Origin of the sequence: Shewanella sp. MBTL60-112-B2, from assembly GCF_019655055.1 — a bacterium.
GTDB lineage: Bacteria > Pseudomonadota > Gammaproteobacteria > Enterobacterales > Shewanellaceae > Shewanella.
Genome location: NZ_BPFA01000026.1, coordinates 36,714 through 63,611, shown reverse-complemented (window position 1 = coordinate 63,611; position 26,898 = coordinate 36,714). Strand labels below are relative to the sequence as shown.

General features: G+C 46.3%; 32 protein-coding genes. 4 read left to right on the top strand and 28 right to left on the bottom strand.

The window, feature by feature from the left end:
* Nucleotides 1–138: 138 nt before the first annotated feature.
* From K5Q73_RS15725 to K5Q73_RS15680, 10 genes are all read right to left on the bottom strand, one after another.
* Nucleotides 139–570, bottom strand: coding sequence for a hypothetical protein (locus K5Q73_RS15725; protein WP_220762466.1), 432 nt, complete (start codon nt 568–570; stop codon nt 139–141).
* Entirely contained in the window at nt 555–1,565 is a 1,011-nt protein-coding gene (locus tag K5Q73_RS15720; protein ID WP_220762468.1) for a flagellar motor protein MotB, read from the bottom strand. Before K5Q73_RS15720 ends, K5Q73_RS15725 begins: the two co-directional genes overlap by 16 nt.
* Nucleotides 1,565–2,422, bottom strand: coding sequence for a flagellar motor stator protein MotA (motA, locus tag K5Q73_RS15715; protein ID WP_220762470.1), 858 nt, complete (start codon nt 2,420–2,422; stop codon nt 1,565–1,567). The genes K5Q73_RS15720 and motA overlap by 1 nt, the downstream gene beginning before the upstream one ends.
* Nucleotides 2,423–2,436: 14 nt before the next feature.
* The gene (locus tag K5Q73_RS15710; protein ID WP_220762472.1) at nt 2,437–3,159 is read right to left on the bottom strand and encodes an RNA polymerase sigma factor FliA; all 723 of its coding nucleotides are present in this window, start codon (nt 3,157–3,159) and stop codon (nt 2,437–2,439) included.
* An 11-nt stretch (nt 3,160–3,170) separates the two neighbouring features.
* On the bottom strand, nt 3,171–3,626 hold the full coding sequence (gene fliL / locus K5Q73_RS15705; protein ID WP_220762474.1) for a flagellar basal body-associated protein FliL: 456 nt from the start codon (nt 3,624–3,626) through the stop codon (nt 3,171–3,173).
* Nucleotides 3,627–3,640: 14 nt separating this feature from the next.
* Nucleotides 3,641–4,804 (bottom strand): flagellar hook-length control protein FliK, encoded by a 1,164-nt coding sequence (locus K5Q73_RS15700; protein WP_220762476.1) that lies wholly within the window; start codon nt 4,802–4,804, stop codon nt 3,641–3,643.
* A complete protein-coding gene (locus K5Q73_RS15695) occupies nt 4,797–5,120 on the bottom strand; it encodes a hypothetical protein (protein WP_220762478.1) in 324 nt (107 codons plus the stop codon). The genes K5Q73_RS15700 and K5Q73_RS15695 overlap by 8 nt, the downstream gene beginning before the upstream one ends.
* Nucleotides 5,089–5,469, bottom strand: a complete 381-nt coding sequence (gene fliS / locus K5Q73_RS15690; RefSeq protein ID WP_220762480.1) for a flagellar export chaperone FliS — start codon at nt 5,467–5,469, stop codon at nt 5,089–5,091. The genes K5Q73_RS15695 and fliS overlap by 32 nt, the downstream gene beginning before the upstream one ends.
* Nucleotides 5,470–5,482: 13 nt before the next feature.
* Nucleotides 5,483–6,901 carry a flagellar filament capping protein FliD gene (fliD, locus tag K5Q73_RS15685; RefSeq protein ID WP_220762482.1) on the bottom strand — a complete coding sequence of 473 codons (1,419 nt, stop codon included), beginning with the start codon at nt 6,899–6,901 and terminating at the stop codon, nt 5,483–5,485.
* A gap of 346 nt (nt 6,902–7,247) precedes the next feature.
* Nucleotides 7,248–8,060 (bottom strand): flagellin, encoded by an 813-nt coding sequence (locus K5Q73_RS15680; protein ID WP_220762484.1) that lies wholly within the window; start codon nt 8,058–8,060, stop codon nt 7,248–7,250.
* A 215-nt stretch (nt 8,061–8,275) separates the two neighbouring features.
* Here K5Q73_RS15680 and fliB point away from each other — a divergent pair, with 215 nt between their 5' ends.
* Nucleotides 8,276–9,448: a flagellin lysine-N-methylase gene (gene fliB / locus K5Q73_RS15675; protein WP_220762486.1), complete on the top strand. Its 1,173-nt coding sequence runs from the start codon at nt 8,276–8,278 to the stop codon at nt 9,446–9,448.
* A gap of 87 nt (nt 9,449–9,535) precedes the next feature.
* Here the strand turns inward: fliB and K5Q73_RS15670 are convergent, their stop codons facing one another.
* Genes K5Q73_RS15670 through K5Q73_RS15615 form a run of 12 tightly spaced genes read right to left on the bottom strand, consistent with a single transcriptional unit; the run spans nt 9,536 to nt 19,485 of the window.
* Nucleotides 9,536–10,576, bottom strand: a complete 1,041-nt coding sequence (locus K5Q73_RS15670) for a hypothetical protein (RefSeq protein WP_259650776.1) — start codon at nt 10,574–10,576, stop codon at nt 9,536–9,538.
* 20 nt (nt 10,577–10,596) lie between these two features.
* Nucleotides 10,597–11,514, bottom strand: coding sequence for a flagellar hook-associated protein FlgL (flgL, locus tag K5Q73_RS15665; protein WP_220762488.1), 918 nt, complete (start codon nt 11,512–11,514; stop codon nt 10,597–10,599).
* Between the two features lie 10 nt (nt 11,515–11,524).
* Nucleotides 11,525–12,898 (bottom strand): flagellar hook-associated protein FlgK, encoded by a 1,374-nt coding sequence (flgK, locus tag K5Q73_RS15660; RefSeq protein ID WP_220762489.1) that lies wholly within the window; start codon nt 12,896–12,898, stop codon nt 11,525–11,527.
* A 52-nt stretch (nt 12,899–12,950) separates the two neighbouring features.
* Nucleotides 12,951–13,373 (bottom strand): rod-binding protein, encoded by a 423-nt coding sequence (locus K5Q73_RS15655; RefSeq protein WP_220762491.1) that lies wholly within the window; start codon nt 13,371–13,373, stop codon nt 12,951–12,953.
* Complete coding sequence (locus K5Q73_RS15650) at nt 13,373–14,503, bottom strand: flagellar basal body P-ring protein FlgI (protein ID WP_220762493.1); 1,131 nt, start codon at nt 14,501–14,503, stop codon at nt 13,373–13,375. The genes K5Q73_RS15655 and K5Q73_RS15650 overlap by 1 nt, the downstream gene beginning before the upstream one ends.
* A 37-nt stretch (nt 14,504–14,540) precedes the next feature.
* Nucleotides 14,541–15,215, bottom strand: a complete 675-nt coding sequence (gene flgH / locus K5Q73_RS15645; protein WP_220762495.1) for a flagellar basal body L-ring protein FlgH — start codon at nt 15,213–15,215, stop codon at nt 14,541–14,543.
* A gap of 46 nt (nt 15,216–15,261) precedes the next feature.
* Nucleotides 15,262–16,047: a flagellar basal-body rod protein FlgG gene (gene flgG, locus K5Q73_RS15640; protein ID WP_220762496.1), complete on the bottom strand. Its 786-nt coding sequence runs from the start codon at nt 16,045–16,047 to the stop codon at nt 15,262–15,264.
* A gap of 24 nt (nt 16,048–16,071) precedes the next feature.
* Nucleotides 16,072–16,806 carry a flagellar basal body rod protein FlgF gene (locus K5Q73_RS15635; protein ID WP_220762498.1) on the bottom strand — a complete coding sequence of 245 codons (735 nt, stop codon included), beginning with the start codon at nt 16,804–16,806 and terminating at the stop codon, nt 16,072–16,074.
* A 9-nt stretch (nt 16,807–16,815) separates the two neighbouring features.
* Nucleotides 16,816–18,024 carry a flagellar hook protein FlgE gene (gene flgE / locus K5Q73_RS15630; protein WP_220762501.1) on the bottom strand — a complete coding sequence of 403 codons (1,209 nt, stop codon included), beginning with the start codon at nt 18,022–18,024 and terminating at the stop codon, nt 16,816–16,818.
* Between the two features lie 23 nt (nt 18,025–18,047).
* A complete protein-coding gene (locus K5Q73_RS15625; protein ID WP_220762503.1) occupies nt 18,048–18,707 on the bottom strand; it encodes a flagellar hook capping FlgD N-terminal domain-containing protein in 660 nt (219 codons plus the stop codon).
* Entirely contained in the window at nt 18,707–19,126 is a 420-nt protein-coding gene (flgC, locus tag K5Q73_RS15620) for a flagellar basal body rod protein FlgC (protein WP_220762505.1), read from the bottom strand. The genes K5Q73_RS15625 and flgC overlap by 1 nt, the downstream gene beginning before the upstream one ends.
* Before the next feature lie 8 nt (nt 19,127–19,134).
* Nucleotides 19,135–19,485 carry a flagellar basal body rod protein FlgB gene (locus K5Q73_RS15615; RefSeq protein ID WP_220762507.1) on the bottom strand — a complete coding sequence of 117 codons (351 nt, stop codon included), beginning with the start codon at nt 19,483–19,485 and terminating at the stop codon, nt 19,135–19,137.
* 100 nt (nt 19,486–19,585) lie between these two features.
* Here K5Q73_RS15615 and flgA point away from each other — a divergent pair, with 100 nt between their 5' ends.
* From flgA to K5Q73_RS15600, 3 genes are all read left to right on the top strand, one after another.
* The gene (gene flgA / locus K5Q73_RS15610; protein WP_259650777.1) at nt 19,586–20,311 is read left to right on the top strand and encodes a flagellar basal body P-ring formation chaperone FlgA; all 726 of its coding nucleotides are present in this window, start codon (nt 19,586–19,588) and stop codon (nt 20,309–20,311) included.
* Between the two features lie 136 nt (nt 20,312–20,447).
* A complete protein-coding gene (gene flgM / locus K5Q73_RS15605; RefSeq protein ID WP_220762511.1) occupies nt 20,448–20,735 on the top strand; it encodes a flagellar biosynthesis anti-sigma factor FlgM in 288 nt (95 codons plus the stop codon).
* On the top strand, nt 20,728–21,186 hold the full coding sequence (locus tag K5Q73_RS15600; RefSeq protein WP_220762513.1) for a flagellar protein FlgN: 459 nt from the start codon (nt 20,728–20,730) through the stop codon (nt 21,184–21,186). The genes flgM and K5Q73_RS15600 overlap by 8 nt, the downstream gene beginning before the upstream one ends.
* Nucleotides 21,187–21,201: 15 nt before the next feature.
* Here K5Q73_RS15600 and K5Q73_RS15595 read toward each other — a convergent pair whose 3' ends face one another.
* The 6 genes from K5Q73_RS15595 to fliE form a co-directional block, all read right to left on the bottom strand.
* The gene (locus K5Q73_RS15595; RefSeq protein WP_220762515.1) at nt 21,202–21,615 is read right to left on the bottom strand and encodes a hypothetical protein; all 414 of its coding nucleotides are present in this window, start codon (nt 21,613–21,615) and stop codon (nt 21,202–21,204) included.
* A complete protein-coding gene (locus K5Q73_RS15590) occupies nt 21,615–22,967 on the bottom strand; it encodes a FliI/YscN family ATPase (protein ID WP_220766154.1) in 1,353 nt (450 codons plus the stop codon). Before K5Q73_RS15590 ends, K5Q73_RS15595 begins: the two co-directional genes overlap by 1 nt.
* The gene (gene fliH / locus K5Q73_RS15585; protein WP_220762519.1) at nt 22,945–23,700 is read right to left on the bottom strand and encodes a flagellar assembly protein FliH; all 756 of its coding nucleotides are present in this window, start codon (nt 23,698–23,700) and stop codon (nt 22,945–22,947) included. The genes K5Q73_RS15590 and fliH overlap by 23 nt, the downstream gene beginning before the upstream one ends.
* A complete protein-coding gene (locus K5Q73_RS15580; protein ID WP_259650782.1) occupies nt 23,700–24,686 on the bottom strand; it encodes a flagellar motor switch protein FliG in 987 nt (328 codons plus the stop codon). The genes fliH and K5Q73_RS15580 overlap by 1 nt, the downstream gene beginning before the upstream one ends.
* A gap of 86 nt (nt 24,687–24,772) precedes the next feature.
* On the bottom strand, nt 24,773–26,473 hold the full coding sequence (gene fliF / locus K5Q73_RS15575; RefSeq protein WP_220762523.1) for a flagellar basal-body MS-ring/collar protein FliF: 1,701 nt from the start codon (nt 26,471–26,473) through the stop codon (nt 24,773–24,775).
* A gap of 75 nt (nt 26,474–26,548) precedes the next feature.
* Nucleotides 26,549–26,887 carry a flagellar hook-basal body complex protein FliE gene (gene fliE, locus K5Q73_RS15570; protein ID WP_220762525.1) on the bottom strand — a complete coding sequence of 113 codons (339 nt, stop codon included), beginning with the start codon at nt 26,885–26,887 and terminating at the stop codon, nt 26,549–26,551.
* Nucleotides 26,888–26,898: the final 11 nt, after the last annotated feature.

The following is a 26,898-nucleotide window of genomic DNA, read 5'->3' as shown; positions in this document are numbered from 1 at the left end:
AAATTAGAATAAGCCAATCAAGAATGATCAAATATAGGAATGCTTTCTGTAAACCATCGACTCCTTTTCTAACATATGAATTAGGCACTGTTACTTCCTCAAATTTTGAAGGCCTAAGTAATCTAAATGATTACTCTTTTAAGATTTGCTCAGTTTGTAGATTTTATTTAAAACCGAGATAGTTTTTTGTTCGTCTTCGATATCCCATTTTGCACCGATAAAATTTAGCTTTCCGTTGACTTTTTTTATCCGCATAACGGTAATAGGGACTAATTCATTATTAATTGATATGCATGTTTTTTGATTTAATTTCAGGTTGGTGCTGGTAATTATTCCGAGCCCCCCCAGTCCAATATCTTTTATATTGGCAATTCCTATTGGATTTTCAATCCAACCAGATTTATCGACTAAAGATACAGTTATACCATCACATGCAAACATAATGTCTTCGTCAGCATTTATCCTAAGGCTTAACCTGATATGTTGCCTACACTCTATATCAGAAGTTGTTTCTGTTGCTGCCTTGTCGGCTGCAATAAACTCACCGTGCTGAATTATTGACTTGTCCACGACTCTGGGTATCTCGATCTAGGTTGATTAGCTTCTGCTATTTTTTTTGCATCTGTAACCGCTTTACTAGGGGCCATATTCTCTAGAGGTAACCCTGTCATTTGGCGAAGTTGCAGTTCTGCATCGGTTGTCATAATAATCATCTCGATTCGTCTGTTGGCTGCTGCTGCGGGGTCATGACTAACATATGGGGCCTGATCTGCCATGCCCGTGACTTGCAGAACTTGGTTGTTTTTGACTCCGGCGTAGCCAAGGACTCTTCTAGCGAGTAACGCTCGTTTACTCGATAGCTCCCAATTGGTAAAGGTTTTTCCAATAAATGGAGTGGAGTCGGTATGGCCTGAAATGCTCATTTTGTTTTCGACGTTACTCAGAAGGGGTCCCAAGGCCATTAACAAGTCTTCAAAATAGGGCTTCATTTCTGCGCTGCCACGGGTAAACATGAACTTGTTGATATTGTCATGCATCAATATACGCACACCTTGTGGCACTACCTGCAGCTTAACGTTTGCGCTCATGCTGACATCTTCAATCACTTTATCTAACTCTCTTGTTAGCAATTCAAGTTGCGCTTGAGTTTCAAACTTGCCTGCTATCATGGCGTTGAGCTCTGGACCCTTGCCTGCTTTTACATTGTCTTTTCCTTCCGGAATACGATTATGCTGGGCTGGACCACGAGTTTCTGCGCCAGTAGAGGCTGTTGGGATGACGGCCTCTTGAATTGTCATTTGCCCTTCAAAGTCGAGCATTGAAGGGGAGCTGCTTAAGTCAAAAGGGTTAATAGAACCCGCTTCAAATAAGTCACCTTGTATGTGCTTAGCAATCACAGTGCGTTCTTGCTGATCGGCAATTTGTATAATCCATAACACCATGAAAAAAGCCATCATGGCTAAAGTGAAATCGGCAAATGCAACTTTCCAAGCACCACCGTGCGCAGCATGTGCTTTGTGACGCCTTTTGCGTTTGATAATGACTGGTTCAGGTTTTAGAGCCATTAGCTTTGCTGCTCCGATAACCAGCGTTCAAGCTCTATAAACGAGGGACGGTTTTCAATTTGGATTTGCTTACGACCAGCATCGATCGCAATCATAGGAGGTTTGCCTTTGGCAAATGCAGACAGCATGGCTGCCACGCAACGTAGCTGAGCAGACTTACGCTCGACTAAGTGTTCAAGTGCTTTAGCTATTGGATCAAATAAACAGTAGCAGGCAAAAATGCCGATGAAGGTTCCCACTAGTGCCGCTGATACTTTCACACCAATCATGGTAATCGGACCGTCGATACTCGACATGGTAATGATGATGCCCATCACAGCAGCTAGGATGCCAAATCCTGGCATGGCTTCAGCAATTTTTGCAATCGCATGTGAGGGGCGCATGCTATCTTCTTCAATTCGATGAATTTCTTCTTCAAGAATGTGTTCTAAATCATGAGGTGAGATCTTGCCCATCGATTGTAGGCGAAGGTTATCAATCAGGAAGTTGAGAACATTTGGGTGCTCAAGAATCGCTGGATACATTAGAAATAGTGAGCTCTCTCTTGGCTTTTCAACATGATCGTCGATCACCTTTAGTCCCTGCATCTGAATTTGAGTCATTAGCATAGACATAAGCCCAAAAAGTTGTGGGTAGAGCTCTGGGTCTTCTTTTTCTACTCTAAGGATTTCTTTGAGCTGCTCTAGCATTACAATTAGAACGGGCTTTGGAGTGGCGATAACTAACGCGCCGAGACCTGCACCAAAAATAATTAGGATTTCAGCGGGTTGCCATAGTGCGAGTAATACGCCGCCAGCCCACATATAACCACCAAACACAGATAACAGAATTATCACTAACCCTACAAGTTTGCTCATACTACCTCACGTATTTACCGCTCCCATTCTTGATAGATCTGCTGAAGTTGTTTCACTGCGTGTTTATGCAGTTGGCAAATACGTGTCTCAGTCAGTCCTAATGTTGCGGCGATTTCTTTCAAATTGAGTTCATGCTGATAGTAAAGCGACAGGATCACCTGTTCTCTTTTGTTTAATTTCAAAATTGCTTGGAATAAGGTTTCTTTTGTTGAAAATTGCTCCAACATGTCTCTTTTATCTTCAAAGTGTCCACCGTCACTAATGAGTTCATCTAAGCTGCGCATTGACTCAGATTGAGAAGCAAATAACCGTTCTCGATACTCTGCTTGGCTGAGTCCCATAGATTCTGCGACTTCCAAATCTGTGGGTTCTCGTTTTAATGAGCGAGTGAGTTTGCGAACCATATCATTGAGTTCGTGTGCTTGCTGTCTAACAGGGCGTGGCCGCCAGTCTTGGCGGCGTAGTTCATCTAAAATAGCGCCTCTAATACGTTGACCAGCAAAGGACAAAAAGCCATTGTCGTACTCACCTGGGTACCTCCGGGCAGACTCTAACAGCGCCATCATGCCTATCTGTTCCATATCTTCTACTGCTAGGGCTATACCGCAGTGACTCCTAAGTTGAGACACCGAGCGCTTAACTAGAGGGAGGTATTGCTTCATCACCTGGCTTTCGGAGAGACGGTTAACCGTCATTTCTTCAGCGGCTTCTTGGTAGGCAGATAGTGCTGTGTTCATAACATTGCCTTTTATTGGATAATCATACGAGTAAACAGTACTTCATCTAACTCTATGCTGAAGTCATTCTGCGCTAACACTGCCGATAGAATGCTTTTTGCTTCTTTTTGTAGTGGTTCAAATCGCTTGGTATCGTTTAGTTCGTCGAAATGCTTAGTAGAAAACATTTTCATTAGCGAATTTTTAATAACCGAATCAGCCTGAGTTAAGGTGTATTGTGCATCCTTTGAGCGAGACTTAATCGCCAACTCCAACAGTAGGTAGTGTGAATACTCCTCACCTGGAATCGAGATGACAAATTTATCGAGAGGATAAAATTTGGCGACTTCAACTTCGGGCTCTTGCGGCCCGAATGGTTGGCCAATTAGTGTTGGTGATTGCCAACCAACCCAGAATGCTGCCCCTGTCCATGCTAGAAAAGCGAGAGTGAGGGCGAATAACTTGCCCTTATTGTTAATCAACGCCATGTATTTCTCCTAAATTACGCCAACAGATCGACGTGATCTTGTGGTTGATTTCTGCTGTTAAAAGTCCGTTCAGGTTCAATTGCTGTTGCCGAAGCAATAGCGAACTCTGACGCCGGTGAATCTTGCTTTTGCTGACGATCATCTTGACTAATATCGACATCAATTTGCCCGCCATGATCCATTGCGAGCTCTGCTCGTAATCTATCTAAGCCCATTAATAGGGCATCGCGTACCGATGAGTTAGCCGCATGCATTTGAATATGTAAGCGATCACCGTCTAAACGAACATTGAGTTCAACTTTGCCAAGCTCGGGTGGATCGAGCCGAATTTCGGCCTGTTTGATCTGTTGATCAATTTGAAACTTTAGCTGCTCTCGTAGTGGCGAGAGCATCTCATGAGCTTGTTGCAGCAAAGGAGCTGCCTGAGAAACAGCAACCGGCCCCCATTGTGCTACCGTTGCTTGCGAGCGAGTACTCGAGGCCAAAATTTGGTTTACCGAGTCAACAATGTCTACTGCAGCGGTATCGGTTATCGATGTTTGCTGCGGTGTGTTCATTGCCTGAAATAAATTCCGGCTCATCAGGGAGTCACTCTTTAGCGTTCCAGCTTGCTGAGGTAAGCTCGTCTGAGGCGCGGCAGAGTTAATCAGTGATGATTGCTGTTGGTAGTTGCTCGCCGAAAGCGAGCTTGTTTGTGCTTGCCCCGCTCCTTGTGGGGAAGCAGAGGCATTTAGCGTTTGGGCATTAGTACTATGAGAGTTTGCGTGACCATCCAATGCGTTTAGCGTTACTGACGACATCAGAGGCTGATGTAAAGTTTGAGCGCTTGTCTCATGAGACTGAGTTTTACTCGCTACGGATTGAGCTTGCAGAGCCTGTGCATACAATAACCCTGTATCACTTGTTGCAAGTGTTGAGACGGTTTTTATCGCAGCGGAGCTGGCCTCTGTAGAGGTCTTCTGTAAGCTAGTTGGTAATGTGCCAGTGGCTAATAAGCTCTGTTGGTTCGCTTCGGAAGTGCCAGTCGAAGCGAAAGCAAAAGAGAAGGGCAAAGCGTCCGCTTGATGTTGCTCAAGCGGATCTTGGCTTTGATGACAGCTATGGCTTTTTATCTGGGTTGATAGTTGACAGCTCCCCGTTTGAGGTGCGCTGCCAGGTAAAACCGAATTATTAATCATAAGCACCGCCACTGACACTGGTCAGTTGATAGGCCGATAGGCCATCTTGTTGTTGCTTAAATTGATTCATCTCTTGCCCTAATTGCTCTTTTGCTAGTATTAGCTGCTGTAATACCTGTTTATGGGTGGCGGCCAATGATTGGCGCGCAGCCAGCTGCGAAGGGCTGCTGGGTTTGCCTGCTTTGGTTAATACTTCAACCAATTTAGTATTCACCTTGGCGACTTTGTCCCAGTCTTGGGCGTGAGAATAAAACAACAGTGCTTTTTCAAACTGTTGCCATTGCTCAATTGAGATTAGCCCAGCCTTCTCTGACATCGGTAATGACCTTAGTGATGGGTTTTAGGGCGGCAACGCTGTTTTCAACGCTAGCGATAACCAGTTGGCGACTGCAATAGTCATAAAGACGATTTAAGGTAAACGCGACTTCAGCGCCATTTTCAAGATCCAGCATGGAATCGAGCCCATGAACGATGTTGAGGCACTTGTTGATACTCTGGCCTTTATCTTCATAACTTTTGCGCTGCATAAATCCGGCTGTGCGCTCAATTTCTTCGAGTAAGCCATCCAACAGCATGCGCACCATTTCATGAGGGTTGGCAGCTGCAGCTCTCGCATTAAGCGAGGTCTGCTTGTAAGCATTAAAAGGGTCGTGCTCATTCAACATTTATTGTGTGTCCTTAATAAAAAAGCGAGCTAGATGATTGCAGTTGGCTGATGGTGGCTTCCATCGCAGTAAACTGGGCCAGATAGATTTGATATCTTTGCTCCATCTGCCTGTCGTGGTTATCCATACTGGTCTCCACTCGTTCGATCTGCATCTCCAAGTTATCTTTTTTAAGATCCATCGAGCCTTGGAATTTAGTAAAAGGGTCGATAATTTTATCGAGCTTATCGACATAGCTGCCGCTGTCGGTAAACATGTCTTGCACAGCATTAGGATCGTCTTTTAGCGCTTTAGATAGTTTTTCGCTGTCGATATCGAGCTTGCCATCACGGCCGAATTCAACCCCGATATCAGATAGACGCATGCCGTTAGGTGCGGTATTGAAAATGACATCACGCATGTTTTGTTGCAGCATGCGAATGCTAGAGTCGCCTTTGAGTACGCCTAGTTGATCTTCGGTAATTGAAGAGTTGCTGTCGTCATCCTCATCGTCTTCTTTATCTTCGTCAGTTTCTTCATCACTGTTGTCATCTTTATCAGCATTCTCTTCGTTCAGCTCATCTAAAGCCTCGCTACCCATGGAGCGGGTGAGTTTGTTGATTTCATCCATTAGGTCATTGAAAATATCGACGAAATCTTCGATAGCCTGCTCACTAGCATCTGTATCTGATTCAATCTTGATATTGCTGCTTTCACCTGGCTTGTGAGCTTTATTTAGTTCAATAGAGACACCGTCAATCACGTTCGCTAGATTATTGCTGCTGCTGGTGATATCCATGCCATTAAGGTTTACCTTGGCATCTTGCGCGGCGCGGCGCTCGACCATCCCCCAATCTTTAGCACCACTGCCATCCATAGGATCCATAGTGACGCTGATATTGTTAGCAGCACCCGTCTCTTTAGAGGAGAGCATCAGTTCAACTTGGCCACCGGTGCGCACCAATGATGCTTGCACTCCAGGATTTCCTGGGTGGGAGTTGATCATGCCGGTGATGTCTTTGACCGTCGCGGTGCCATCGGCATTGAGCGCTGACATATCCAAACTGATGCTGTCAGCAGGATCGCTACCGAGTTGGATATTAATCACACCTGTTGTAGGCAGGAGGGCATCTTCACTGGCAAAGCTTTTGGTTAACTGGTGCGCCTGTGCCAGCTGCTCGATATGCAGATCATAGTCACCGGTTGGTGCTCCACTTTCCACTGTGATAGAGGCGCTATCATCGCTAACTGATGAGGTTTTGCTTTCAAAAGCATCACCGTCAATAGCTTCCAGTTTGCTACTCATCGAGTTTAGGCTGCGCTCTAAGATCTCATAAGCATCGAGCTGCGCCTCGTACTTGGTCATATTGCTTTTAAAGATCTGATCTTTGCCCGCACGCTCTGCGACAATAAGCTGTTCGGCGAATGTGGCGCCACCCATACCTGAAATCATTACGCTCCTCCAATATTGCTGTTTAGCAATCTATGTGCCATTAATTTAATATCTGTTAATTGTTGTTAGTTAAGTGTTTATTGGTAATTTCTTGAGAGTGCCTAACATTCGGTTTCCGTTGTTAAGCCGTAGTGGGAAGCCTGTCTTCCGCCTATGTAGAATCAATGCCGAGTCAATGCAAATAATGCATAGGGTCAAGGTTATGCGCTTGCCTATAGTCTGTTTAAAGCGACCTAACAGCAGGCCTGCTGAAGTACCACTGCGGGAATTTATAAGATAAAGGGCGAAAAAAAAGGGCCGATAGGCCCTTTAGTTAATGTATATCTTACGTATGGAGTGAGTTGGATTAACCCAACAGACCCATAACCAAACCCGTGTTTTGGTTCGATGAAGATAGGATGTTAGTGCCTGCTTGAACTAATAACTGGTTCTTGCTCATCGCCGCAGTTTCTGCTGCGAAATCAGCATCCATGATACGGCCAGCCGCTGCTTTAGTGTTCTCAGTCACGTTAGTTAGGTTAGATGCGGTATGAGAAAGACGGTTAATGTTAGCACCTAGGTCAGAACGTTGTGTACCGATAGTGTTAATCATAGTGTCAATCTTTGTGATATCAGCACTATTGGCCGCCAGACCTTTTGCCATAGCTGAAGCGGCTTTGAGCAGGGAACTAGTGCTGATGCCTACTGCTAGTACTTCTGCTGTACCAGCACCGATTTGGAATGTAGTACCAGTAGATTTCAATTCATCGAAAAGGTTGCTGCCAGCGTAAGTGGTGCTTGTCAAAATGCGCTTCATTTCGCTGCCTAGTTCTTTAAACTCAGCATCAATGGCTTTTTTGTCATCATCAGAGTTCACACCGTTAGCATATTGTGTTGCTAATTCTTTTTGGCGGTTAGCAATCACAGATAGCTCATCTAATGCACCATCGGCAGTCTGTAGCATAGAGGTTGCGTCAGATACGTTGCGGCTTGCCGCTTCCATACCAGTGATGTTAGCTTCCATACGTGAAGCAATCTGCAGACCAGCAGCATCGTCAGCGGCGCTGTTGATACGTAGGCCAGTAGATAGACGCTCCATAGCATTACTTAGTAGGTCGTTGTTTCTGTTTACAGAGTTTTGCGCGATGTTTGACGCATTGTTAGTCATTACTGATAACATGGGGAATTCCTTTAATTTTTAATGTTTTGTCTGTTGTCTCAAATAGTAAAACGACCAAGTAAAACGAAACTGAAAGCTAATGGTTAATTATTTTGGCCTTTACTTGTAAGTGATTGATTTTAATGACTTCTATTTTCTTAAGTTAATTGCGTTTTAAGTCGCTTTTTATTAATAGATTTAGATTCAAATTAAAATTGGATTAAAGAGATATTTATATGAGACATACCCATACTCGCCCTAGTTTTGTGACCAATTTCAGTTGTATTGGAAGCGATTGTGAAGACAGTTGTTGTTATGGCTGGGGAATTAGCATCGATAAAAAGAGCTTTAAGAAGACGCTCGCTCATCCTGAGCTTAAAGAGCTTGCTACGCAAGCGTTAAGAAAAGTTAAGAAGAGCGATACTGAATGGGCCCGGGTTACTTTAAACGATGATGGTGCCTGTCGTTTTCTTGATGAGCAAAATTTATGTCAAATTCATACTAAGGCTGGTCATGAGTTACTGAGTAACACATGTAAAACCTACCCTAGAATGTCGCATTTTAAAGATGGTGATCGCTATGAAAGCTTGTCGCTATCATGTCCTGAAGCGGCGAGAGTTATTTTGTTCAACTCTAACCCTTTCCATTTAGAACAAATAACGGTTAATCATAATCATGCGTTTCAATCTAGCCCAATGTGGGCGAAGAAGGCTCATGACTATTCTATGCAGTTACTAGTGAAGTCTGATATGCAGCTTGAGCATGCTCTTACTGCTATTGGCATCATAATGAAGAAAACTGAAGACGTGTCAAAAGGACTACTAGGCAGTGAATCGATTGGTAGTATGTATCAGCAACTATTGATTTTGCATGCTAATGGAGAACTAAAGAGACACTTTGATGGTTTTAATCAAGATACCAATACCCAACAGATGCACGCCTTTACTTCAATCCAGTTGTGGTTACACACTAATAAGCCTAGTCGGGGGCGCAAGCGTTTTGAGCAAATACACCAGGCTATTTTGGATATGATGGAAGATGAAAGTATCAATATGGAGCACATAAATACCGCGTGGCACCAAATTGCTAAACCTGCGTTAACCGCACATCCCGATCTATTTAGTCGCTATTTAATATATTACGTTTATCACATGAATTTTCCGCAGGTTGATGCGTTAACGCCATCGCAAGCTTTCAGAGTCATGTTGGTTGATTTTTTTATGTTGCGTTGCTATTTGTCAGTTATTGCAGCGAAGAATAATGGACTATCAAAAAGTGATATCATTCTTTGTTTTCAGGTTTATCACACAAGCCGGCAGCATAAAGCCAATTATAGCCAATATGTTATAGAGATCCTCAATAGGGCTAAATTTGATGATTTACCAGCAATATTGACTTTGTTGTCTTGATTTAAAGGCGTTATAGACACTAAACCTTAGTTATAAAGTTCGTTTTGCATGCACCACTTACAGGTCGGTGCATGAGGGCTAAATGGCTTAAGACAATAACGATGATACCTGAGAGCGGGTCATATTGGCCTGCGCCATCAGCGAGGTAACTTGCAGGCTAAATGGCGTTGGCTGCATAAGGTTGCTTAATTGACTCATGGTCGACTCTAACTCTAGCTGACCGTCTTTTTTCAAGCTTACCTGCTGCAACTGTTGCAGAATTTTTTGCTTACTGTCACTTAGCTCTTGTAATTGCAGCTCTACCTTATGCAGCGACTTGGCTATTTTGGCTATAGCTTGCTTGAGTTCGGCGTTGCTACCAAAGCGCCACTCTCGCGGATCTTGCCAGCTTAGTTCTTCATTCACTTTAATGGTTCTTGGCTCACCTGCGGGCAGGCGCTGGCCTTGTCCGGTCATCAATATTCCTGATTGGATCTGCAGCCATTGCGACTTAGGACTAGTAAAAATTAACTTCCCCTCACCGTTGTGAGTCGCTTGAATATCTAGCGGTTTAAGTGAGCCATTGAGGTTTTTAAGTAGTTGTTGCGGTTGCTTGTTTGCCGGTAAAATAAGGCTTGTAGATTGATTACCCACTTGGATTATCAGTCGTTCATCCCGTTGTTTCGGGGCGGTTAAATCAACTGATTTTAAACTAAAGCTATATCGAGCTGCTGGCCTAGCGGCCGAGATCAGATTGAGTTGGTGATCGACCAGCGGCTTACTGTCATAGCTGATAGCAAGCTGAGACAACTTATGTTGGATCAGCTTACTGCGCGCCGTCTGTTCAAGCATCGTTTGCTCAGAGGCATTAGATGCAAGAGATTGCTTTACCTGGCTTTGCAGTTGTTTAAGCAGTTGCTGAACTTGTAATAAGCCTTGTTCAGCAACTTGCGCAGCGCTAATTCTATGTTGGCCTTGGGTGACTCGGGCCCACTTGCTGTAGCTTTCTAGCCTATGGGTTGGAATTGCGCTCGGCTTAGTGTGCTTTGGTGCATTTGCTGGTTGTGGTACTCCAACAGATGGCGCAACTGTTGGGCTGCGCTGTTGAACATTAAGCGAATCGGCAATTCCGTTGAGCATAGACTTCATTTAGGCCTGAATAAATAGCGTTAAATATGGTTAAACAGTGTCAACTGCGACACTTGCACAAAGGTTTGCTGAGTCACTTTTAACGTAGTGAGTTTTAAGTTGAACTCAGCGGAGGCCTGAGCATAATCTAAACCTTCGGTTTCACCTATCACTTCTTTATTAAATAACACCCGTTCTTCATGGCTTCCCTGCACAAGGCTAAGGGTATTTTGCTTGCCACCCATATCGGTAATGGCCGCGCCGATACTCGTTAGGGTGTCATCCAGGCTTGCCAACATGTCGCCTGATGCTTGAGCAAATGCGGTATCTCCTGGTGCGAGAGCAGGATCTTCTAGTGCGGCGATAAAATCTTGAGTTTGATTGAGAATATCGGCGCTGCCATTAGAGAAGATAAAGTCTGCCGCGGTGCTGTTTGCCGTCATCCAGGAAGAGGAGGAGGTTTGTACTTCTCTGTGACTATTATCGCCTTGATAAACATAGTTACCCGCCGCATCTTTACCAATGGGTGCGGTATCCGTCTTGTTGCCTGAGAACAGGTAATTACCGCCATCATCTTTAGCGTTGAGTACGTCGGCAAATGACTCTAACAGTTCTTCAAGTTCTGCCGCGTAGGCTTGTCTATCTTCTGTCGACAGGCTGCCATTACTGGCTGATACCGTAATTTCACGCATGCGATTTTGCAGTTCTACCATACTCGACATGTAGGTTTCCGCACGGCCAAAGCTGGCGCTCAATGACTCGGTATTTTTAAGGTACTGTTCGGTTGCCGCCATATCGCGTTCGTTGCCCATGACTTTTACCGCACCGATAGGATCGTCAGATGGCCGCAGTATTGAGCTCGCTGTCGCCATCATCTCATTCAGTCTCGCGATATCGACAGTAGAGTTTTGTAGACTTTGCAAGTTATTGGCGTAGAGGTTATGCATGCTTACGCGCATAAAGAGATCCTTAAATACTGTTTAATATGGTTTGAAAGAGTTGGTCGGCAGTCGAGATCACTTTGGCATTCGCTTGGTACGATTGCTGATAGATGATGAGGTTTACCCCTTCTTCATCCATATTGACGCCACTAGTACTAGCCCATTGAGATTGGGCTTCCATTTGCACTTTTTCGGCGGTTTCTTTGGCCATTTTAGCTTGACGTGAGGCTGAACCTAATTCACCGATTTTACTGGCAAAGGCGTCACCCATAGTGGCATCAATGCCCATGGAGTCGAAGGTAAAGCTTTTATCCGCTAACTCAACTAAGGCCTTTAAGTTGCTGTTATCGCCTGGTGTACCATCTTTACCAAAAGCCAGCATGTCGGGCTTAAAGTTCGCCGATATTTTTAACGTGCCAGCAGGGTTTGTTGGGTCATAGGTGAATAGATCTTGAGTCGGCGCATTGCCATTTAAGTCGGTACCTGCGGCTAATACTGTGTTGAACTCATCAGCCATGGTCTGAGCGAGTTCATTGTTAAAGGCTATCGATTCGACAAGGCTGTTATCACGGTAATCAAGCAGAGCACCTAAACTACCACCTGCAGTTTCATCTAGCGGAAAGCTTGATTGACCAAATTGAACATTTAATTGGCTAAAAAGAGGGTTGGCCGGATCGGGAGAGACTTGTATTTTTGAGGCGGTCGTCCCTGATAGCAGTGGTTGCCCTTGAGCTAAAGAGATGTTCACCATGTTATTGGCGTCATGTGTGATATTGACGTCAATAATCTTTGAGAGATCATCAATTGCCGCATCACGTGCATCTAATAGTGTCAGCGGTACATTGCCGCTAGCATTGGAGGCCTGAATTTGCTCGTTAAAGGTGGCAATGGTTTCTAGCTGAGAGTTAATCTCTTTGGCAGAAGCGCCGATTTGTCCTTCGATCTGGTTAACCTGAGAGTGAACCCCTTCACTGATAGAGTTAAACCTTTGGGTTAATGCCTTTGCTTCATTGAGTACACCTTGGCGAAGTGCAACCTCGTTGGGTTGCTCCATGGCTGAGTTGAGTGAAGCAAACAGTAAATCTAAACCGGCAGAAATGCTGTTGCCCTCTGAGCCAAAAACTTGCTCAACTTGACCAAAGTAACTAGCTTGTGCTTCAGCAAAACCTAAGTTGCTGGTGGCATTCCACTGTTGTGTGACTTGATATTGATCTGAGATTCGGCGCACACCATCGACCATTACACCTGAACCACTGCCATAAACGCCATTACCTACCGAGCTCATCACCACTTGCTGGCGAGAATACCCAGGCACCATGGCGTTAGTGACGTTGTTAGAGGTTGCTGTTAGGGCAGCCATACTGGCATTTAGCCCTGACATACCAATATTGAGCATGCTCATCTTATGTTGTTCTCTCTATCTAGGGGGAGGGCCGCTATGGGCCCTCACTAAATTAGTCTTGTGGCTTGGCAATAAATGGCAGTATTAATGCAGGTTGCATCGCCCGAGTGTTGGGATTTGCCACATTCACCGTTTCATGCTGATTAGAGGCGACCGTCTCAGGGCTGGACTTAAGTCCGGCAGACAATTGTTTTGTCATCACGCTGGCAAGTCCGGTGCTTTGCATCTGGCTCAAGCGTCCAGCGAGCTCGGCATCATGCCAGTCACGATACATGCCGTCATTTTGTGAAGACAATGGGCTATCTTCATCGGCCATCACATCAGAAGCGCTGCGCATCTGTTTTAAAACGGTTTGTAAAAATTGCGCCTCAAATTGCTGACTCACTAGTTTTAATGCGCCGTGCTCGCCGTTGGCTTTAATTAAGTCACCCGCGCTGAGTTGGTTAAGATAGCTGTGGTTGTTGTCTAATTTCATTATATGACCACCAGTTCCGCTTCCAGTGCGCCGGCTTCGTCTAGTGCTTGTAGAATTGACATCAGATCCATCGGTGATGCACCCAGACTATTGACTGCGCGTACTATGTCATCAAGAGCTACGCCTTCTTCCCAGACAAACATGTGGCCATTGCCTTGTTCAATATCGACAGTGCTATCGTTAGTGACGACCGTTTCGCCTTGGGCTTGGCCTAAGAATGCACCGTTTGGCTGACTCACGTTCTGCTGCTCTACAATAGATACTGTCAGGTTGCCATGGCTGACCGCGGCTTTACGTACAACTACATCGCCGCCCATCACTACGGTACCAGTGCGGCTATTAAATACCACCCGAGGTGATTTGCGACCTTGCTCAATCTGTAATTCTTCGAGCATCGACATAAAGGTGACGCGTTCACGGTTAGATTGTGGCGCACGTACCATCACTTTGGCATTGCTGTCTGCTTCTGCCACGCTAGGCCCAAATAACTCGTTCACCGCACGTTCAATGTTACGTGCCGTTTTGAAGCTAGGATTTTTAAGGTTTAAGACTATGTGCTCGGTTTCATTAAAGTTGCTCGGCATGGCAGCTTCTAGCAATGCGCCGTTAGGGATGTTACCCACGGTCGGAATATTCACGGTTATCGAAGTGCCATTTCGGCCTTGTGCCGAGACTCCGCCCACCACTAAGTTTCCTTGTGCGACGGCATAGATCTCACCATCAACGGCGCGTAGTGGCGTCATTAGCAGGGTACCGCCACGTAAACTTTTGGCGTCACCCAGTGATGACACGGTAATGTCTAACGTCTGTCCCGGACTGGCTAGCGGCGAAACGGTAGCGGATACAGCTACTGCCGCTACGTTCTTTAATTTAGGATCTGTCTTATCATCAATTTGCACACCAAACTGTTTGAGCATATTCACAACCGACTGGCTGGTGAATTTGACCTGATTCTTATCGCCAGTGCCGTCAAGACCTACGACCAGACCATAACCGACCAGTTGGTTATCTCGAATACCTTGCACGTCAACAATGTCCATCAAATAGCGATGCTGTGGCTCTGCTTGCACGGGAAGGAGGGGCAGCAACGCCAATAACATGCTGCTGATAAAAAGGGCGAATTTCTTCATTCAAATAACCTAGATTGTAGCCGCGGTAAGTCGAGGATCATAATGGGAACCAAGGACTATTAAAGTAGCGCGAAGCCCAGCCCATACGGTTGCTGTCGGTAATCGCACCTTGGCCACCATAGATAATGCGTGCATCGGCGATACGCTGTGATGAAATGGTGTTGTCGTTACCAATATCGTCGGTACGGATCAACCCTAGTAAGCGTAGGTACTCATCGCCTTGGTTAAGGCGGAGCCATTTTTCACCACGAATTAATAGTGCGCCATTAGGTAAGACTTTAGCCACGGTGACAGTAATGGAGCCTGATAACTGGTTTTGCTGCGTGCTAGAGCCTGTACCACTAAAAGAGCTACCTAAGTTGGCTTCACCGCTACCAGCGATACTGTTACTACCTGTTGTACCTTGGCCGTCAAGTGACAAGCCGGTGTTTTTATTGGTCTTAGTGTCAGCGCTTTTACTCGAATAGGTCTTTTCATCTAAGGCGACAGTCAGAATATCGCCTTCGCGAAATGCACGTTTATCTTTGAATAGTGTCAGCATAAACCCTGGGCGGTAGACGCTACCATCTTTGGCGTCAGGCAAGCTGTAATCTATTTCTGGCGGTGCCCACTCTGGTTTTCCTGGCTTGGTGTCAAGCTCAGGAATATGGGAGATACAGCCAGATAAGAGTAATACTAAGCCAATCCAAAATCCTATCCGAAGTTGTTGCATGGTGATCCTTTTTCGAGTCCTAATGTGAACCAAGAGAAAGCGCTGATTACAGCGCTTGGTTTAGGAACTTAAGCATATCGTCAGAGGCCGATACGACTTTGGCGTTCATCTCGTAAGCACGCTGTGTCGAAATCATTTCAACCATCTCTTCGACCACGTTTACGTTAGCGCCTTCGAGTGCTCCCTGGCGAACCTGACCTAAGGCCTCATCGCCGGCAATTCCTTCAATCGCAGCGCCAGAAGCACCCGTTTCACGGTATAAGTTGTTACCGCGAGCTTCTAATCCCGCAGGGTTAGTGAAGTTAACTAAAGTGATTTGCCCTAGTTCTTGTGAGTCAGCCTGGCCAGCCATTTGAGCTGACACGATACCGTCAGAGGCGATAGTCACTGTTAGGGCTTCTTCAGGGATTTGGATGTTAGGCACTAAAGGTAAGCCTTGAGAAGTGACCATTAAGCCATCGCTATCACGATAAAACTGACCATCACGAGTAAAGCTCACATCGCCATTAGCTTCTTCTATTTGGAAGAAGCCCTGACCTTCAATGGCAAGATCCAGCTGTTGATTGGTGGTCAACATATCACCGGGGGTGAATACCTTTTGCGTACCTGCAACTCGAGTACCCGTACCCAGCTGTAGACCTGCTGGTAGTTCGTTTTGCTCATCAACTTGGCCACCAGGCTGGCGTTGCACCTGATAGAAAAGATCATTAAAGGCCACGCGGTCGCGTTTGAAACCTGTGGTGTTAACGTTTGCCAAGTTGTTGGCAATGGTGGTCATCTTAGTATCTTGGGCGGTTAAGCCGGTTTTACTGACCCATAAAGCTGATTGCATCTAGTGTGTCCTTAAAAATATGGTCTACGCGTCACGCAGTAGGCGGTTACCCGCTTCTGCGAGCTTTTCGGCGCTCTTCATGAGTTTGACTTGCACCTCGAACTGGCGACTTAAATCCATTGCTGCAATTAATTCGCCGACAGCTTGCACGTTACTGGCTTCTAGAAAGCCACTGCTCACGGTCACTTCTTCGCTAGCGGCTAAAGGCTGGCGGTCTTGTGGGTAAAGTAAACCGTCTAAGCCTTTACTCATTAGGGCGATATCAGGATTGACTAACTTAAGTTGGCCAACTTCTTCAATCACACCGTCAGCGTCTGCAATAATGCTTACCCTACCGTCATCGCCAATAAAGAGTTCACGGTATTCAGGCAGTACTATTGGGCCTGCTAGGCCAGCCACTGGGCGGCCATCTATAGTTAGCTGACCGGTGGCATCTGCATTCATCGCACCAGCGCGGGTGTAACCTTCTCCCTCGGCGGTTATTACCGAGAATAAACCGGCATTATTGATCGCCAGATCAAGCGTGCGGCCAGTCGGGTTCAAGGTGCCGCTTTGTCGACTAAATCCGCTACCTTGTGTTTGAGCAAGTACGCGCGTTTGTAGGCTATCCCCAATTGGAGCAATGACCTTGGCGTTGACTCGTTCGAGATCGGCCTTAAAACCTGTTGTATCAGCATTGGCTAGGTTGTTGGCGCGTATTGCTTGCGCCTCCATCACCCTGGACGCGCCACTCGCTGCGGTATATAGCATTCTGTCCACGGATTATTCCTAGATTGCGTTCAACAAGGCTTGCTGCATGGTTGAGTTGGTATCGAGTACCTTTGCGTTAGACTGATAGTTGCGTTGCGCTGTCATCAAGTTAACCATTTCTGCGGTTTGATCGACGTTAGAGCCTTCAAGGTAACCTGCACTCAGTCCACCTAAAGTGCCCGTCGTTGGGGTACCGATAATAGGTTGGCCAGCTGCATTCGAGGCGGTCCAAGCGTTATTGCTCGCAGGTACTAAACCATTTGGATTGCTAAAATCTGCTAGTACGACTTGGCCTTGTATTTGCTCTTGGCCATTGGTGTAGGTACCAAATAGCATGCCGTTATCGTCGATACGAATGCCGTTAAGCTCACCAGAGGTGTAGCCATTTTGATTTAAACTAGAGTTGTTATAGTCAGCAGCGTACTGAGTGCTCTTGTCGAATGACAAGGCCAGTTCCATATCTGACGCACCGCCAATAATAGCTGCATCGGTAATGTTTAGGGTGATATCGCTACCGGTTGTAAGCATACCGTTAGAATCAAATTCTAGAGTATGACCGCCAGCTGGAGTGACATCAGAGCCATCCATGTTGTAATGCACAGACCATTTGTTATCGTCTGTTTTGACGTAATACTGAGTGAGCGCATGTTCATTGCCGAGTGAGTCGAAAGCAGCAATAGTGCTAGATGAGTGATAAGTTGAGGCATCATCTGGATCAAACGGGCTGGTGGCTGGATCAATTACTTCTACTCTGGCATCAAGGTTAGAGGTTAGGCCGATTGTTGACGTGGCTTGAGCTGCAAGCGCACCTGTTTGTACCTGTAGATCGGTAACATTACCGTTTTGTAGGTTGCCTGTCGCGCCGATAGAGTAGCCTTGCAAGCGGTTACCTGCAGGATCGGTAATAAAGCCGTCAGCATCTTGGTTGAACATACCTGCACGCGCATAGCTAGTACTGCCATCTTGGCCGCTAAGTACGAAGAAACCTTCACCCTGAATACCCATATCCAACTGACGTCCGGTATAGGTCAAGCTGCCGCCCATAGAAAAGTTTTGGCTGGTAGACATAACGTTAACGCCACCCGCTTGGCCGCCATTATAGATGGCTGAAAACTCACTACGACCACTGCGAAAGCCGACAGTTGAAGAGTTAGCAATGTTATTACTAATAGTATTGAGATCTTGAGTAGTCGCTTGTAGACCACTTAATGCAATATTGAACGACATGGAGATTATCCTTTACTAACGCGTTATGAGACTTCAGATATTTCAAGTACAGAGATGGTGCCAAGGCCACTGCCAAGTTCTGCCATCATCATTCCTGATGCACTGATAAAATGAATTTTTTCGATTTCAGCCTGAATAAAAGTATCGGCTGTTTTGCTGACTTCACCTGCCGTGGTATTGGCCACTAGGCTGTAGTCTCCTGGCGGTAAACCAAGTGCGGTCGGGTCGATACTAAAAGCGGTATCCCCAGCTTCTTGTGAACCGAGTTCTACGGTCTTAATGACATCACCACTGCTATCAACAATATCGATACTGAGGCTTTCAACCGAGTCTTCTAGGTACACCTTGCCGTCTATAGCCTTGTCATCAAGGGTAAAGTCCGCTGCTGGAACCATGGCATTCTTGCCTACCAATTGCGCTGATTGGACAATGCCAAGGTTTTCCATCATTACCATCTGCATCGACTGATTGGTACGCATATGCTCCAAACTTTCAACTTGTGAGAACTGGGCGAGTTGAGAAACATACTCGGTACCATCGATAGGGTTGGTCGGATCTTGGTTTTTGATCTGCGCAATCATCAAGGTCATGAATTCGTTTTTGATTGACGCGGCATCATTCCCCGGAGAGTTCTGTACCTCACCGCTGTTGCCGCTTCTGCTACTCACATCTGTCACATTCATTATTTGGTTCCTAGTTGTAATAAACCTTGCTGCATTGAGCGAGCTCGATTCATCACTTCAACGCTGGTTTCAAAAGAGCGGCTAGCTGCCATCATGTCGGCCATCTCTTCCACGGTATTGACGTTTGAGTAGGCGACATAGCCTTGCTCATCGGCAAAGGGATGGTTTGGCTCGTAACGTAGATCGAGCGGCGCATCGCTTTGTACTATGGCTGACACTTCGACGTGTGCACCTGCAAGCTCTCCCTCTTGGGTTTGCTTGTAGATTGTCGAGAACACAGGCTTTAAGGCACGAAATGCTTGGTCTGGTGTTTCGGCTGCCGCGCCGGCATTAGCAAGGTTACTGGCAACAGTATTGAGGCGAATCGTTTGCGCGTTCATGCCAGCACCGGCAATCTGATAAATTTCTGCGAATGACATAGCTGTAGTTATTTACCTTCAATGGCGGTACGTAAACCTGAAATCTTCATGTTGAGGAAGGTCAGGCTTGTTTGATAATCCATTGAGTTCTGTGAGTATCTTGCCTGCTCTAAACTTAACTCTACGGTGTTTTGATCTGCGGAAGTCTGGTGTGGGACACGGTAACCAACTTGGTAATCTTGATTAGGAGTCATTCCCGAGTTGAGCTGTGTCATCACAGTATTAAAGTCCAGATCTCTAGCCTTGTAGCCAGGAGTTTCAGCATTGGCTAAATTACCTGCCAGCATTTTGCTGCGCTCGACTCTGAAGTCTAACGTGTGTGGGTGTACACCTAATGCGGCATCGAGGTTGATAGCCATTGAAACTCCTAGTATGGTATGTGCTGTTATTATTCCCTCTATTATCAATTAATGTGCCAAGATGTTTAATTTCTATTTATCAATCGCTTACAGGTTTTTTATGTCGTATGCAGGAACTATGGCTTCCTGTGTCTTGCTGACCTTTTCCTGTTTATTTCCGCATGTTGTCGTGGCACAAGAAGCCGTTGGCGCAACCGCACAACTTGAGCAACAGATGACTCGGTTAATTGCGAGTGAGATCAACCAGTGGCAGCAACAGATGGGTATAAAGCAGTTAACTTCGACAATTAACGTGAGAGTGCCATCGGGGGCAAAGCGGTTGGATATTTGTCAATCAGGCTTAAGCATAGAGGCAGGCGCTATCCCTTTAGGTAATGTGCAGCGCAAAGTGAGCTGTGAGTTGCAAGGATGGAGCTTGTACGTGCGAGCGACGGTAAAGGCCAGGGCTAAAGTGCCAGTTGCCAATCGTCTGTTAAGACGTGGAGAGCATATTTCACTTGCTGATATCGAGTGGCAAGTCGTCTCGTTGGATGCATCAGATAGAAACTTAGTAGGGCAGTTAGATGAGATTGTTGGTCGCCAAGTGGTGAGAAAATTGCGTCGGCATCAGGCGATTAAATCGCAGCAATTGGATGATCCTCAATGGATTAATATTGGTGACCGAGTGATTATCGAAGCGCGCAGCAATGGCTTTTATGCCAATATGCCAGGTGAAGCACTCGAAGGTGGCGGGCAGGGAAAAGCGATTAGGGTCAAAAACTTAAGTTCAGGTAAAGTCATCTCGGCTTATCCTATCGCTAAAGGGCGGGTGGCGACTCAATTTTAACCGCTGGGTTGTGACTGGCAGTGTAAATATTGCTAGTGCAGCCGATAAAATCTTTTGCCAAATAAATGGCGTTAATTTCAGTTGTGTTGTCTTTCTGTCGCTCTAGTTGTTTATAGGCGTATTTAATGGAGCCAGTATGGAGATTAATAAAGTAAACAGTACGATAAATACTGAGATGGGCACCAATCGAAGTAAAACCTTCAGTTTGGTCCAGCCTCAGGAGCCTCAAACTGTTGCAGCTAAAAAGCCCCAAGCCGAAGTGAGCGATGATTGTAAACTCATTGCACATAATCAGCCGCAGCTAGAGCAGTTACCCGATGTTGACCTAGATAAGGTTGCACAGATCCGTCAATCACTGATTGATGGTAGCTTCGAGGTTGATATCGCGAAGATGGTCGACGCTATGGTACAGCAGCATGGTTAAGCCTGCTGGCCAGAACAATAAGCGAGAGCTTGTGAAAGGCTTAGTGCTGGGGGTTCGGCAAGATATTGATGGTTATCGTCAACTAAAAAGCCTATTGAATCGTCAGCGTGAATTGATGCAACGTCGCGATAATCAAGGCCTTAACGAGCACAATAAGCTGCAATCTAGCTTATGTAACAGCTTGATGACTAAGGCAAGTGATAGAGGGCAGATGCTGCAAGACTTGGGCTTTGCTGGTAATGCTAGTGGTATGCTGGCGTTAATCGCAAGACTGCCTAAAGCCTCTTCTGATCAGGTTGCTACGCTGTGGGATAACTTGCTTGGCTTAGTAAGAGAGAGCAAGCAGATTAACGAAGAAAATGGCAAGTTATTGGTTGCGCAGCAGGAGGTGATTAATCAGCTCTTGAACCCTAGCAATGAACTGGCAAATGACTACGGTGATCTACGTTAACAGGACGCTTAACGCCTAAGTTGTCGCGTAACGTCCTGCTAGATCATCTAATTGCTTCTGTTCTTGCTTATCTTGCTGATATTGAAGTTGCTGCTTCCGCTCTTGATACAGCCAGTGTATTCCTTGTTGACGACCTAATTGACGGCGCCATAGGCTGTCCATTCTTTGATGTTCTTGCTGTAAAAGAAGCTGCTTACGTAGCAATTGTTTCTGCATAGGGGCAATAGCTTGGATCATCTGCGCACTATTTTGCAGCATCATTGCCGTTCCCCCCTTCACACTAAACTGAGTGTAATCGGTCACCATTTGGCTTAGGAGTTGCTTTTGCTGCTCAATGTCATTGATACGAGTCTGAGCGTTATTTCGTTGCAGCCCTAGCTGACCGAGTTTCTTTTCCTCTTGCTGACATAGTTTTAGTAGCTGCTTCATTACGCTTCTCTACTCGACAAGGAGTATCTCATGTTACTAACCAATTGCGCTAAAGCTGTAATGCTGTGAGCATGATCGGCTTGTGAGTGGGTACTTTGACGTAAAAATTCAGCCATCTTGGGGTAAGCGCTTACCGCCATATCCATCTCAGGATCATGACCGGCTTGATAGCCCCCCAGTGGTAATAGATCTTTGACCTCGTTATAACGGCTATTTAGATGACGGAACCACTGCCCCTGCTTTAGGGTGTCTTCACTGGCAACTTTAGTGGCTAGTCGGCTAACTGACGCGCCAATATCGATAGCTGGGAAATGGCCTTTTTCTGCCAACTTACGGCTTAATACAATATGGCCATCTAAGATTGCGCGGGCTGAGTCGGCAATGGGATCTTGTTGATCATCACCTTCGGTCAATACGGTATAAAATGCGGTAAGGGTGCCGGTAGGGTGCTGACCGTTCCCCGCCATCTCCACTAAGCTGGGTAACTGAGCAAAGGCTGACGGTGGATAGCCCTTGGTCGCAGGTGGCTCACCTAAACTCAGTGCAATTTCACGTTGGGCTTGGGCGTAGCGAGTCAAGGAGTCAACCAGCAGTAATACTTGTTTGCCCTGATCGCGATAGGTGGCAGCAATATGATGGCATAAGCGCATGGCGCGCATGCGCATGAGTGGCGTGGTATCGGCTGGCGCTGCAATGACGACCGCTCGCTTGCGACCCTCTTCACCCAGAGACTCGTCGATAAACTCTTTGACCTCTCGGCCACGCTCACCAATCAGGCCGACCACCACCACATCAGCTTCTGTAAAGCGGGTCATCATACCTAGTAGAACACTCTTACCTACACCTGAGCCTGCAAAAAGGCCTAGGCGTTGGCCACGGCCAATAGGAAGAAGGGCGTTGATAGCTCTTATCCCAACATCCAAAGGCTCCTCAATGGGCTTACGGATTAAGGGGTTGGTGGGTTTATGCTGTAGTGGCACATGGGGTAAATGCTTAATGCAGCCTAGCCCATCTAATGGTTGGCCTAGGCCGTCGAGCACGCGTCCGAGTATGCCCAAGCCTGAAGGAATAAGGCATCGGCCTTCAATAGGCATGACTCGCGCGCCAGGCATTAACCCTGTAGCAGCTTCAATAGGCATTAAACATAGGGTGTCTTTGTAGAAGCCGACCACTTCGGCTTCTACTAACTGTTTATCACGACATTCTATGTGGCAGCGATCTCCGGTGCCTAGCTGGCATCCAACGGCTTCGAGTAACAGGCCGTTGACGCGAGTGAGTCGTCCGTAAACTTGGGCGACAGGAACCTTAGGCCAATCTAAAATGTCGGCGTTAAATTTCAACGTCAGCCTCATTCGTTAAGCTAGAAGCTTCAATTGGGGTCTTATTAAGATGAGCTTGAACTTGAGCTAAACAGCTATTAAGGCGAGTCTCTACCGATGCGTCAGCATCGGAAGTGGCGCTAACGATACGGCAGCCACCGGCGCTGATACTGCTATCAGCCACCAAAGTCCAATGCTTGATCTTATCGGCTGCAAGCTCTTTAAGCTTGTCTACAGCACTTGGCTCAAGGTGGATTTTGACCTCTGTGGGATCATCAGGCAGTGCGCTTAATGTCTCTTCAACCAAATTTAAGATCTGTTGTGGTTGCAGTGTCAGCTCACAGCGGATCACTTGTAGAGATACCCGGCGAACGAGATCTAAGATCAGCGTTTGCTGCTGGGCTATCTGCTGACTATGACCTTCTTCGAGCAGTGACTTAAGGGCGCCTAAAGGCGCGATAATACTATTGAGCTGGTCATCGATATTATCTTTACCTTTTTGCTGACCTTCAATGCGTCCTTGGTTGAAACCCGCCGCATGGCCAGATTGGCGTCCCTCTTCGATTCCCGCATCAAAGCCGGCTTGATGACCCTTTTGCACGCCATCATCATAGCCTTTATCGAAAGCCTGCTGAAAATCTTGCCAACTCATTTCACCTTGTTCAGCATCGGCCTCTGGGGCGATAAGAGGCGAGAAGCGGTGGCGACGTGCGTGCTCACCAATAAGGCGCCAACGAGGGTCGGCATTCTTGATTGCAGTACTCATTATTCAACCACCTGCTCTTCAAACAGTTGCAACTCAATCTCACCTTCGTCAGCCATCTGCTTGGCAATTTCCATGATCTCTTTACGTGCGGCAATGGCCTGACTCAATGGCACTGTACCAATGGCTTCCACCTGAGTTTCAATGGCGGATGACATACGTTTTGGTAGGGCTGTGAGTAGGGTGGTTTTAAGTTCCGCATCGATACCTTTGAGTGCCAGAGCCAATACATCACTTGGAACTGTGGCCATGATCTCTTGCAGTGTTTCTTGTTTTTGTCGGCCGAGAATGATGAAGTCGAACATGTTGTCGGCAACATTATTCGCCAGTTGCTTATCGTGCAGCTTGAGCATTTCCATAAGCTGTTCTCTATCGCCGTTGAAACGGTTTAAAATATCCGCTACTTGGCGAACGCCGCTAATTTGGGTATGGCTTTTTTCCATTGCCATTAGCATGCAGCGTTCAACTAATTGACGCAGTTCATCAACTACTTCTCTGTCTAGATCGCCAAGTTGCGCGATACGCACTAGCACTTCATCTTGCCCCGATGCAGGCAGTCCTTCTAGCACTAGCGCTGCGTTCTCAGCGGGTAATAGGCCTAATAGCACAGCTTGTAGCTGGCAATGTTCGTTGGCAATCTCTCGAGCCAATAACTGCGGATCGACCCACTCTAAACGTTTAACTAAGATTTTAATCTCATCGCCATAAATACCATCGATTAACCCTTTTGCGACCCGATCGCCTAAGGCAAGGTCGAGGGTTTTTTGTAGGTAAGAGCGTGAAGCTCGTGCGATGCCTGACTGTTCCTGATAGCGTTTGAAAAAGCGTCCGAGTACCGCATCTGCCTCTTGCTGCGTAATACTAGAAAGGCGCGCCATTTTATGGCTGAGGTGCTGTACATCATTACGGTCTAAATGAGCCATGACCTGTGCGGCACCTTTCTCTCCCATACTCAGCAGCAACATGGCTGCTTGGTCTAGGTTATCCATCTTAATTCCGAGTTCGCTATTATTCACTGTGGCTATTACCTATCTTCAGGCTAATTATATTCGGGTTGCGAAATGTACGATTTGGCTTAATCATTCTCGGTATCACCAATCCAGTGGGCAATGACCTCGGCAACGCGTGCAGGCTCTTGGTTAGCAAGTAAACTGAGGTGTTCCATCTTGACCGCTAAAGGTGAGCTTGCTTCTGGCAGGCTGACATCGCCGCTCCAGTTGATTTCGCCGCTATTTGAGTTTGACCCAATCAATTGATCTGCCATCAGCTGGGGATTGTTACTGGCTTCTAACTGGGCGACGTTTGCCTGTGCTGCTGGTAATGTTGGCTGTGCAGGATCGTCATTGCCTTTAAAGTTATGCTCAACAGTTTTGGTGAGGTGCTTAACTAGTGGGCGCAAGACGAAAAATATCATCGCAAGGCCTAATAGCGCGCCGATGAAGTAGCGTAAATAGGTCTGATAACTTTCACCCTGCCACCACGGCATTGGCTCAAATTCTGCGATAGTACTTGGCGCGAAGTTAAAGCTGTTAATACTGAATTGATCGCCTCGAGCTGCAGAGAAGCCAATTGCGTCTTGTACCATGCTGCTTAATTGATCTAATTGAGCCTGAGCCCAGCCTGCCTCTCCTGCGGATTGTTTATTAATCAGTACCGATACCGATAAATTTTCTAACTGCATCTGCTGGTAACGGGTATGTCTAACTGAGCGGCCAGTGTCGAATTGACGGCTTTCTTGTGAGTTTAAGTTACGACGGGCGTTACTATCTTCTGCTTCAGCGGCTGGTGGTTGGTTGCTTAATGCACCCGGGATACCAAGTGCCATATCGCTATTGGTTTCGTTGCTGGTTAGATTTTCTTTGGTGACGACTGCTAGTGGGTCTAGAGACTCTTTTGTCTCTTCCACCTGATTGAAGTTCACTGTTGCCGCAACTTGTACTTCAAAGTGTTCGCGACCAAGAATAGGTAGTAGCATGCTTGAAGCGCGATCAATTAAGCTTTGCTCTAATTCTTGGGTGTATTGGAGCTGGCGGTCTCGTGCCTGAGTGATATCTTTATTAACACTAATTGAAGAGCTTAAGTGATTACCTTCCTGATCGACAACTTGCACGCGATCAGGTGTCATACCGGTAACGCTACCTGCGACTAAGTTAACGATCGACTCAACCTGCTCTGGCTGAATATTGCTACCAGCATAGAGTTCAAGCATGACTGATGCAGTAGGTAACTCAGGTTGTTGGCGAATAAATAGCGTCTTTTTAGGAATGGCTAAGTGAACTCGAGCGGTCTTTACCGCCTTCAGTGCCATAATTGTTCGCGATAATTCACCCTCTAAGCTATAGCGATACTTGGCCTGTTCCATAAACTGGCTAGTACCAATGCTTGAATTTTCGAGAGACTCCATACCAGACGGGACTTTAGCCTTAACTCCTCGGGCTGCCAATAGCATGCGGGCGGGGCCGAGTTTATCTTCGGTAACTAGAATTAGCCCACTGTTGGCATCGATGCGATAACTAATTCCTTCCGCTTCAAGCACCTCGATAATTTGTGAGGTTTCAACGCCTTCTTGGTTACCATATAAGGGACGGTAGCCTTGGCTTGCGCTCCACAGCATCAACACAATGACGCAAGCGGCAACAATAGCGAGTACTGCCAGTATCACTACCTGACGGTCGCCTCGATTAAATTGTTGCCACTTTTCTTTTAGTGAATTAAGGCGGTTATTGACACCAACAGTCGTTGCGGCAGGGCTGGTTTGAGTCAATGTTGTTGACATGCTTTAGTTATCCTTCCTCAAAAAGAGCGCTTGAGTTTTTTGGGTCGTAATGGTTATTAAATTAGATTGCTATGATCAGACTGGCATCTTCATAACTTCATCAAACGCTTGTACTAAACGGTTTCGAATTTGGATCATGGTGGAAAAAGCGAGTCCCGCTTTTTGTGAGGCAACCATGGCGCCTACTAAGTCGCCACTCTGACCGGTATCTACCGCTTTCATTAGGGCTGCGGAAGCATTTTGATCTGTGTTGACGGCGGCAACTTTATTTTTCATCAATTCAGTAAATGAAGGTGGCTGTAGCCCAAAATCTCTTGGGTTAGGCGTGACGCTTATCGCTCCTTTGGCCATTTCTGAATGAATATTTAGCTGTTGCATCATTAACTGAGCGCTGGCTATATTGGCATTTGACATATAAATTCTCT

Bases quoted from the DNA above. Each gene is read 5' to 3' on its own strand.
- K5Q73_RS15720 (WP_220762468.1), bottom strand. From the start codon at position 1,565: ATGGCTCTAAAACCTGAACCAGTCATTATCAAACGCAAAAGGCGTCAC.
- motA (WP_220762470.1), bottom strand. From the start codon at position 2,422: ATGAGCAAACTTGTAGGGTTAGTGATAATTCTGTTATCTGTGTTTGGT.
- K5Q73_RS15710 (WP_220762472.1), bottom strand. From the start codon at position 3,159: ATGAACACAGCACTATCTGCCTACCAAGAAGCCGCTGAAGAAATGACG.
- fliL (WP_220762474.1), bottom strand. From the start codon at position 3,626: ATGGCGTTGATTAACAATAAGGGCAAGTTATTCGCCCTCACTCTCGCT.
- K5Q73_RS15700 (WP_220762476.1), bottom strand. From the start codon at position 4,804: ATGATTAATAATTCGGTTTTACCTGGCAGCGCACCTCAAACGGGGAGC.
- K5Q73_RS15695 (WP_220762478.1), bottom strand. From the start codon at position 5,120: ATGTCAGAGAAGGCTGGGCTAATCTCAATTGAGCAATGGCAACAGTTT.
- fliS (WP_220762480.1), bottom strand. From the start codon at position 5,469: ATGTTGAATGAGCACGACCCTTTTAATGCTTACAAGCAGACCTCGCTT.
- fliD (WP_220762482.1), bottom strand. From the start codon at position 6,901: ATGATTTCAGGTATGGGTGGCGCCACATTCGCCGAACAGCTTATTGTC.
- K5Q73_RS15680 (WP_220762484.1), bottom strand. From the start codon at position 8,060: ATGTTATCAGTAATGACTAACAATGCGTCAAACATCGCGCAAAACTCT.
- fliB (WP_220762486.1), top strand. From the start codon at position 8,276: ATGAGACATACCCATACTCGCCCTAGTTTTGTGACCAATTTCAGTTGT.
- K5Q73_RS15670 (WP_259650776.1), bottom strand. From the start codon at position 10,576: ATGAAGTCTATGCTCAACGGAATTGCCGATTCGCTTAATGTTCAACAG.
- flgL (WP_220762488.1), bottom strand. From the start codon at position 11,514: ATGCGCGTAAGCATGCATAACCTCTACGCCAATAACTTGCAAAGTCTA.
- flgK (WP_220762489.1), bottom strand. From the start codon at position 12,898: ATGAGCATGCTCAATATTGGTATGTCAGGGCTAAATGCCAGTATGGCT.
- K5Q73_RS15655 (WP_220762491.1), bottom strand. From the start codon at position 13,373: ATGAAATTAGACAACAACCACAGCTATCTTAACCAACTCAGCGCGGGT.
- K5Q73_RS15650 (WP_220762493.1), bottom strand. From the start codon at position 14,503: ATGAAGAAATTCGCCCTTTTTATCAGCAGCATGTTATTGGCGTTGCTG.
- flgH (WP_220762495.1), bottom strand. From the start codon at position 15,215: ATGCAACAACTTCGGATAGGATTTTGGATTGGCTTAGTATTACTCTTA.
- flgG (WP_220762496.1), bottom strand. From the start codon at position 16,047: ATGCAATCAGCTTTATGGGTCAGTAAAACCGGCTTAACCGCCCAAGAT.
- flgE (WP_220762501.1), bottom strand. From the start codon at position 18,024: ATGTCGTTCAATATTGCATTAAGTGGTCTACAAGCGACTACTCAAGAT.
- K5Q73_RS15625 (WP_220762503.1), bottom strand. From the start codon at position 18,707: ATGAATGTGACAGATGTGAGTAGCAGAAGCGGCAACAGCGGTGAGGTA.
- flgC (WP_220762505.1), bottom strand. From the start codon at position 19,126: ATGTCATTCGCAGAAATTTATCAGATTGCCGGTGCTGGCATGAACGCG.
- K5Q73_RS15615 (WP_220762507.1), bottom strand. From the start codon at position 19,485: ATGGCTATCAACCTCGATGCCGCATTAGGTGTACACCCACACACGTTA.
- flgA (WP_259650777.1), top strand. From the start codon at position 19,586: ATGTCGTATGCAGGAACTATGGCTTCCTGTGTCTTGCTGACCTTTTCC.
- flgM (WP_220762511.1), top strand. From the start codon at position 20,448: ATGGAGATTAATAAAGTAAACAGTACGATAAATACTGAGATGGGCACC.
- K5Q73_RS15600 (WP_220762513.1), top strand. From the start codon at position 20,728: ATGGTTAAGCCTGCTGGCCAGAACAATAAGCGAGAGCTTGTGAAAGGC.
- K5Q73_RS15595 (WP_220762515.1), bottom strand. From the start codon at position 21,615: ATGAAGCAGCTACTAAAACTATGTCAGCAAGAGGAAAAGAAACTCGGT.
- K5Q73_RS15590 (WP_220766154.1), bottom strand. From the start codon at position 22,967: ATGAGGCTGACGTTGAAATTTAACGCCGACATTTTAGATTGGCCTAAG.
- fliH (WP_220762519.1), bottom strand. From the start codon at position 23,700: ATGAGTACTGCAATCAAGAATGCCGACCCTCGTTGGCGCCTTATTGGT.
- K5Q73_RS15580 (WP_259650782.1), bottom strand. From the start codon at position 24,686: ATGGATAACCTAGACCAAGCAGCCATGTTGCTGCTGAGTATGGGAGAG.
- fliF (WP_220762523.1), bottom strand. From the start codon at position 26,473: ATGTCAACAACATTGACTCAAACCAGCCCTGCCGCAACGACTGTTGGT.
- fliE (WP_220762525.1), bottom strand. From the start codon at position 26,887: ATGTCAAATGCCAATATAGCCAGCGCTCAGTTAATGATGCAACAGCTA.